The sequence below is a fragment of the Marinobacter sp. genome, from assembly GCF_046484525.1.
Lineage (GTDB): Bacteria > Pseudomonadota > Gammaproteobacteria > Pseudomonadales > Oleiphilaceae > Marinobacter.
This window is the reverse complement of the sequence record NZ_JAWOIS010000031.1, coordinates 1-7,066: the sequence shown is the minus strand read 5'-3', so window position 1 is coordinate 7,066 and position 7,066 is coordinate 1. Positions and strand designations below refer to the sequence as shown.

Here is a 7,066-nt window from a genome sequence, read left to right as displayed (position 1 = left end):
GGCAACAGGCCGGTTGGGGTCGGGCGAGGGCGGTCGGCGCGGTGGCTACCCAGGCCATTGTGTCGCACGTGCAGCCACCGGGCAGAGGTGGCGAATTCTCTCTTGGCCGTTCAGGGGATTTTAACATTGGCCGTGACAGAGGATGCGGACGGCAGAGGCTCAATGAGTCAGCGCTGGGCGAAGAGCCGGATTTTCATTGCGTCATCGGGCGATCGATGTTATAATTCCGGCCGTCGGGCGAGTAGCTCAGTTGGTTAGAGCGCACGGTTCACATCCGTGAGGTCATGGGTTCGAGTCCCCTCTCGCCCACACAAGGCCACCTCAGACCGCAAGGGTGGCCGGAATCGGGAGCCTTGCGGTGAGCGGCGTTGGGAATTGCGAAAACGCCTGGCACCGCTGACCGCAAGGATGGCCCAGCCCTTTGATCAAAACGAAGCCCACTTTTCATCAATCGCACAGAGTGGACCATTATCCGTACAGCGGTCACGGCGCGCGTGATCGCAAGGTTTCAGAGGTGCATGATGAAAATCACTCTATCTCTGGCGATCGAGGGGTACGAACTGGCGGCCTACGCCAGGAAGCTCAGTCCGCAGACCCTCTCAGATTATCGCAACTCATTCGGCAAGTTCGGGGCCTGGCTGGGGAAGGATCAGGAGCTCGAGGAGATCTCGGCCGATGACATCCGCGCATTCCTGGTCAGTCAGAACGGGATCGCGGCCAAGACGCTGCCCAATTTCCACCCGGCCCTATTCGCCCTCTGGCGCTGGGCGAACCGAGAGAGAATCGTGGAGGGCAACATCGACCGGGACATCATCCCGCCCAAGCCCGACCAGACGGCGATCTGGCGCCACCTCTGCACTCGAGATGATTCAACCAAGGCGCCAGGCCGGCCGCTTTTCACGACGTGCGAAGACCGCCGGATCACCCGGGACAATCTCTATCATACGATCCAGCGGGTCGGTGAGCGGGTCGGGATCGCCGGCGCCAACGTCCACGGGTTCCGGCACACCTGCGCGATCCACTATCTGCGCAACGGCGGCACCCGTACTCGTTGCAGATGAGCCTCGGGCACAGTACGATGGAGATGATCAAACGCTACCTGGCGATTGCGCAGGCTGACCTGGAGGCCACCACGAGGTGGCCAGCCCGGTCTCCAACGGGAATCTGTGATGTCCGCGCCTGTTCCAAAAACGGCCAGCGATCTTCCCAGGGTATTTCTGAGTTCAGGAGGTTGTGTGCTTTGGCTTTTGAGGTGACGTTCGCCAGATCGCTGAGTGACTATTCCCCAACAACTGCTTGAATGGGGTCAGTGCGGCGAGGTCCGAATTCGGTCGAGTGGTCGTGACAATCCACAATCGGGGCGGCCTGGCAAAAGGTGAGCACTTTCGTAGCAGGATGGTCTTCCTTTCAAATCTACCATCCCTTTGCATGATCTGTGGATATCCCTGGGTTAGGGTCTTCCCAAGATCCAGGGCCGGAACAGAGGATGCGATGATTTGACGGAATAGGCAGGGAAGACTTTATGCACCAACAATTCCCGGTTGAGCAGGAAAACCACCAAGCTGACAGCTTGAACCGCAAATCGAGGAACGCCGAAGCCGACCACAATTCCTCCAGTATCACCCCCAAAAAAGAAAGGAATAATGGAGAGATTGAGGGGGTCGAGCAGCAAGAAAAAAGCGGTGGAATAGAAAGCCAGTTGCCTTACGAAAGCTCTTGGATGCTGCGCAAACCGGGATTTGAATGGCAGCAGCAGATACCCCAGGAGTAGCGTGACAAGGTTACTGGCCCCCGCGATCAATCCCCACTTGACGCCCTGGCGTTCTTCAACCGGAGTTCTATACGTGACTTCGAGACCGTAGGGCCTGACATGGAAGGTTTCGTACTCACCGTAGGCCGCGGCCAGCAGGGCATGGGTGCCCTCATGAACTGCAGCGAAGAGGATCACGGCCAGGATCAGGGCGAGCCATTTTCGCATGGATAGACCTCCTTTCAGACAACGTGTCCTTGAACGGCAGCATCAACTCCCGTATCCTTCAGAAGAACCGGCACGTTGCGCGGTAGGATCTCCAGGTAATCAACCAGATCGAACTGTACGATTTTTTCAGCCAATGCACGGGGAAGCCGGTCCAGGCTGATCCTCTGAAGCAGACAGGCTGTTTCTTCTTCAGAAAAGATCGCCCCATCCCGACTGCCGGGAGGACAATCTCTGTTTTGGGGACAAATGAGTTGGCAGGTCAGGCATCCAACCAAGCAGTTATGCCAGGCGGGATCGAGCCAGGCGGGGAAATCCACATCGCCGGGTTTCTCATTCCAATATGTGATGCAACGTTCTGCATGGAGAAGAAAACGCTCCGCTGTGATCGCCCCGGTGGGGCATTTCCGGGCGCAGGCAGAACAGGTTTGACAGGCTTCCATCATCTGGAGTTCTCGCCAGGGTTCGGCGCTGCATGGCAAGTCCGAGTAAAACGCCACCAGCCGTACAAAGCTACCCAATCCCTCGACATAGCAGACATTGTTCTTCCCATACGCCCCCAACCCACTCCGAACAGCCAGCAGTTTGATCGGCAAAAACGCTTCTGATACCCGGTAGCCATAAGGGTGAAGGGCCGCAGCTAAGGAGTCTCGAATATTCCTATCTTCCTGACCGCCATGCAGGTAGGTCGGTGGAATGATGAGAGGTACCTGCTTGCCTTGCCAGGTGAAAAAGAGACGCGTCTGAGGATGGGGGTAGGCAACAATGATCAGCGAGCGGGCTTCTGGAAAATCCCCTGCGGGTCGATATTCAAAATTGGCGAGCCTTTCATGGTAGAAGCCCGGGTCAAAGCGGCTCAGCTGATGCTGCTCTTCAAGCTCGGCCTGAAGCTCACGCACATGACAAATGGATACCAGCCGGCTCCGATAGCCCTGCCCTTCCAATTTGGCGGAGTGTTCCTGCCAGATTTCAGCCGGTGAGATATCCGGATGAACATGGTTTGTTTCCAAGGTTTGCCTCACTTGCAACATGCCATACTGGATGGTTGTTCTGGTTTCAGTTGGGGTAGGATTTTAGATGATGAACCCTCTCGGCACCAGGCTTTCAAGAAAGTTCAGTACAAGCTGGTTGAACTCTTTCTGTTTCTCCATGTTGAGGAGATGCCCTGCCCCGTGGACGATCATCTTGATAGTGCCTGGAACCTTTGCACACAAGAGGGAGGTGCCCGCCGTTCTCTGGACCACAAACCGAGAAGAACAAGGTGGACATCAGTCTACCATAAAGCTCCTAACAATCAAAGTGGTGTGTCCTGGTAACTGTTCAGATTTGGGGTAAGGAAGTTTATGGTGGGGCAGTTGCGGGTGGGTGCCGCAACGCAGTCAAGCACGCCAGGACGGGATTCTGATCGCGGGCAGCCCAGGTGCCGAACAGACTGGCCAATGTGAGACGGGTTTTTGTCCCCTCATCGCTGCGGGAACCTCCGCTCACCTTGCGCAGAACTACCAATGGTCGCAGGCTCCGCTCCGCCAGGTTGTTGGACAACACTGCGAACTACATCTCAATGGGACGGTGAGGGAAAAACCTTCCAGGTGACTCACCCGTTTCATCCCTTGAGGGGGCAGACCTTCGCGTTGGTCGTGTGCCGGCACAACTGGGGAGACGAGCGTGTGTACTATCAAAACGAGGCCGGCGCCCTATGTTCTTTGCCTCTGGCCTGGACTGACCTGGCCCCGGCGGACCCTTATGTGCATCTGGTAGCTAAACAGTCGGCTTTTCGGGTGACCGACTTGCTAGAACTGGCCCGGCTGCTGGCGTCTTTGTCTTGTGAGCAGAACCTGCCTGATGAGCACAAGGAGTCGTGATGCCCAGCCACCGCCCATCATGTAAAGCGTATTATGCCGCCTATGTTAAGCGTATTATGCCGCCAGATTGTGGTCTGGGCATTGACAAGTGCCCCATGGACCCCATAATGAGACTAGCGATTCAGGCCATGACATTTCCCAGCCGGGCCGGATATGGAGGCCTTGATGCGGACGTTGACCCAATCCGATCCCAAGTGCAACAGCCTGCGCCAACACGCCAGCTTGAACCCACATCCCCAAAGGGTCTGCGACCCGCTGTTTCAAACCCACCCTTTCTTCGACCCGCGCGATCTGGTGCAGGTCAAATACGAGATGGTGCGTCGGGTGATTCACGAGGGGCAGCCCATCGGGATCACCGCGGCCGCCTTTGGATTCTCGCGCGTGAGGCTGTATCAACTGCGCCAGCGATTCGAGGCCGAAGGGCTAGCCGGGTTGCTGCCACAACCCAAGGGGCCCCGACAGGCCCACAAACTGTCCGACGAGGTGCTGAGCTTTGTCGTGCAAACGCTGCAATCCGAGCCCGAATTGCGCACCGCCGAACTGCCACCGCGGGTGGCTCAACGGTATGGGTTTTCCGTCCACCTGCGCAGTATCGAGCGGGCGTTGGCCCGACGCCGAAAAAGGGGATCAACACGCATATTACGCCCGCGAGACCTCGTCCTGCGGCTATCGGGAGCGCCTCGGAATACCTGGAGCAATACGAGATTCTGCGCTGCCAGGCATTGGAGTCCGGGAACCGATGCCAGCACAGTAGTCCGGAGTTGACGTTGATCGAACGCTGGGGACTGGCAGCCTGGATGGGGGGAGAGCTACCCTACCAGGTGGGCAGCCCAGCTCGAACTGCTGGGCAAAGGCCAGAACGGCAGGACGCTGCCCCTCCAGCGGGTGACCTGGTTGTGGCGCTGGCGAACCTGGTTTTGGGTGACCGGCCGGAGGCGAAAGATGACCGATCCGACTAACATCAATGCCCAGTCGCATGTCATACCCCATGGCGGCTTGAAGGTGATGGCCTCGCACTTGCGGCGGGATGCCTTTTTGTATGTGCGGCAGTCGACGCTGCGTCAGGTGATACAGAACACGGAGAGCACCCAACGCCAATATGCCCTGCAGCAGCGAGCGGTGGCGCTCGGGTGGCCGGTCGAGCGGGTGCACGTGATCGATTGTGACCTGGGGCACTCCGGTGCCTCGGCGGTGGATCGCGAAGGGTTTCAACAACTGGTGGCGGAGGTCAGTCTGGGACACGCCGGCGTGGTGTTGGGGCTAGAGGTCTCGCGACTGGCGCGCAACTCGGCGGATTGGCAGCGGCTGTTGGAATTGTGCGCCCTGTCCGACACGCTGATTGTGGATGAGGATGGATTGTATGACTGCAACGACTTCAATGACCGGATGTTGTTAGGCTTGAAGGGGACCTTGAGCGAGGCGGAACTTCACTTTCTGCGGGCGCGTCTGCGCGGGGGGATACTCAGCAAAGCACGCCGGGGCGAATTGGCCAGTCCCCTGCCGGTGGGCCTGGTGTACGACGAGGCCCGCCATGTCCGGCTGGACCCCGACCGGCAGGTTCAACAGACCATCCGACTCCTCTTCGAGACCTTTCGCCGAACCGGCGCCGCGCATGCCACGGTCTCGCATTTCCGGAAAGAGAACCTGCTGTTTCCGCGCCGTCAGCGAAGCGGACCGCGCAAGGGGGAATTGATCTGGGGGGATCTGAGCCTATCACGCGTCTTACAGGTGTTGCACAATCCGCGCTACGCCGGGGCGTTTTTCTTCGGGCGCAGCCGCACCCGCACCTGGCCCGATGGGAGTTGCCATACCCAGCTGTTGCCTGAGGACGAGTGGCTGGTGCTGATCCCCAATCTTCATGTCGGTTACATCTCCTGGGAAGAGTACCAGGACAACCTCAAGCGCCTGCGGGAAAACGCTCAGGCACATGGAGCTGATCGCCGGAAGAGCCCGCCCCGGGAAGGGCCAGCTCTGCTGCAGGGACGGGTCATTTGCGGCGTGTGTGGCCGCCGGATGACCGTGCGGTACCGTGTGCGCCAGGGCAATCCGTCTCCTGACTATGTCTGTCAGCGGGAGAGCGTGGATCACGCCACCCCGCGCTGCCAACACCTTCCTGGACAAGCCATTGATGCCGCCGTGGCGCACCTGCTATCGGAAACCCTCACTCCGCTCAATCTGGAAGTGACCCTCGCCGTGCAGCAAGAGATCGAGACGCGTCAGGATGAGGTCAATGCGCTCCGTGCTCAGCAGGTGGCCCGGGCCCAGTATGAAGCGGACCTGGCCAGCCAGCGTTACCGGCGCGTCGACCCCAACAACCGGTTGGTGGCCAGTACCCTGGAAGCCGAGTGGAATGCGGCGTTGCGCACCCTTCAGGAGACCCAGCAAGAATACGAGCGCCATTGCCAGGTGGATCGGCTGCTCATCAATGATGAAGTACGGGAACAGATTCTGGCTTTGACGACCGATTTTCCTCGGGTATGGAACGATCCGCATACAACGGATCGTGATCGCAAGCGCCTGCTGGGTCTGTTGGTGGAAGACGTGACCTTGATCAAAACCCAGGCAATCACCATACAGGTGCGCTTCCGAGGAGGCACTACCCAGACGCTGACGATCCCGGCCGCTCGCCCGATCTGGCAAACGTGGGAGACAGCCCCGGAAGTGGTGGGGGCGATCGATGAATTGCTCGATCGGCATACCGACCGGCAGATCGCAACAATCCTGAATGAGCGGGGGCTACGTTCGGGCAAGGGAGAAGCTTTTCACGCGCGTATCGTCGCCAGAATACGCCGAACATATGGTCTTAAGAGCCGTTACGAGCGACTGCGGGAAGCGGGCATGCTCACTGCCGAGGAGATGATTCAAGTCCTCCAGGTTAGCGGGAAGACGATGAAGGCGTGGCATAAAGCAGGATTGCTTCGCGGGCATGCCTACAACGACAAGAACTGCTACCTGTTTGAGCCGCCTGGCCCGGATGCGCCACTTAGGCACCAGGGGCGACGATTGGCCGATCGTCAGCAACTCGCCGAGTTTGTGCTTGAGAGTACGAAAGAGGTGCAGTATGAAGCATGATCCTTGGCTTGGGGGCTGTTGGCACAGATGATTTCGATGTCCAGGGTCTTCATCGCCTGCCCGAACTGGGTGATGCCGGAGCCCGAGAGCGCATTTTTGGCATTGACTTTGAAGATTCCGCTTTTGTCGCTGTAGAAAGCCAGCGGACGGCCATGCT

The 7,066-nt window shown here is 58.7% G+C and carries 7 protein-coding genes and 1 tRNA gene; 5 read left to right on the top strand and 3 right to left on the bottom strand.

The window, feature by feature from the left end:
- Positions 1-235 precede the first annotated feature (235 nt).
- Positions 236-309 (top strand) — tRNA-Val (locus R6W86_RS07345).
- 209 nt (positions 310-518) lie between these two features.
- Complete coding sequence (xerC, locus tag R6W86_RS07340; protein ID WP_410328721.1) at positions 519-1,061, top strand: tyrosine recombinase XerC; 543 nt, start codon at positions 519-521, stop codon at positions 1,059-1,061.
- Between the two features lie 389 nt (positions 1,062-1,450).
- Here the strand turns inward: xerC and R6W86_RS07335 are convergent, their stop codons facing one another.
- The 3 genes from R6W86_RS07335 to R6W86_RS07325 form a co-directional block, all read right to left on the bottom strand.
- Entirely contained in the window at positions 1,451-1,978 is a 528-nt protein-coding gene (locus R6W86_RS07335) for a hypothetical protein (RefSeq protein ID WP_410328720.1), read from the bottom strand.
- A 14-nt stretch (positions 1,979-1,992) separates the two neighbouring features.
- Complete coding sequence (locus R6W86_RS07330; RefSeq protein WP_410328719.1) at positions 1,993-2,985, bottom strand: 4Fe-4S double cluster binding domain-containing protein; 993 nt, start codon at positions 2,983-2,985, stop codon at positions 1,993-1,995.
- A gap of 331 nt (positions 2,986-3,316) precedes the next feature.
- A complete protein-coding gene (locus R6W86_RS07325) occupies positions 3,317-3,520 on the bottom strand; it encodes a transposase (RefSeq protein WP_410328718.1) in 204 nt (67 codons plus the stop codon).
- On the opposite strand from R6W86_RS07325, the gene R6W86_RS07320 reads away from it, so the two are divergent.
- The 3 genes from R6W86_RS07320 to R6W86_RS07310 all read left to right on the top strand — a co-directional run bounded on the left by R6W86_RS07320 (position 3,481) and on the right by R6W86_RS07310 (position 6,909).
- Positions 3,481-3,837 carry a DUF5372 family protein gene (locus tag R6W86_RS07320; RefSeq protein ID WP_410328717.1) on the top strand — a complete coding sequence of 119 codons (357 nt, stop codon included), beginning with the start codon at positions 3,481-3,483 and terminating at the stop codon, positions 3,835-3,837. The genes R6W86_RS07325 and R6W86_RS07320 overlap by 40 nt on opposite strands.
- Positions 3,838-4,002: 165 nt before the next feature.
- The gene (locus tag R6W86_RS07315) at positions 4,003-4,602 is read left to right on the top strand and encodes a helix-turn-helix domain-containing protein (protein ID WP_410328716.1); all 600 of its coding nucleotides are present in this window, start codon (positions 4,003-4,005) and stop codon (positions 4,600-4,602) included.
- 177 nt (positions 4,603-4,779) lie between these two features.
- Positions 4,780-6,909 (top strand): recombinase family protein, encoded by a 2,130-nt coding sequence (locus R6W86_RS07310; RefSeq protein ID WP_410328715.1) that lies wholly within the window; start codon positions 4,780-4,782, stop codon positions 6,907-6,909.
- Positions 6,910-7,066: the final 157 nt, after the last annotated feature.

Excerpts from the sequence above, each read along its gene's own strand:
- xerC (WP_410328721.1), top strand. The coding sequence starts at position 519 with ATGATGAAAATCACTCTATCTCTGGCGATCGAGGGGTACGAACTGGCG.
- R6W86_RS07335 (WP_410328720.1), bottom strand. The coding sequence starts at position 1,978 with ATGCGAAAATGGCTCGCCCTGATCCTGGCCGTGATCCTCTTCGCTGCA.
- R6W86_RS07320 (WP_410328717.1), top strand. The coding sequence starts at position 3,481 with ATGGTCGCAGGCTCCGCTCCGCCAGGTTGTTGGACAACACTGCGAACT.
- R6W86_RS07315 (WP_410328716.1), top strand. The coding sequence starts at position 4,003 with ATGCGGACGTTGACCCAATCCGATCCCAAGTGCAACAGCCTGCGCCAA.
- R6W86_RS07310 (WP_410328715.1), top strand. The coding sequence starts at position 4,780 with ATGACCGATCCGACTAACATCAATGCCCAGTCGCATGTCATACCCCAT.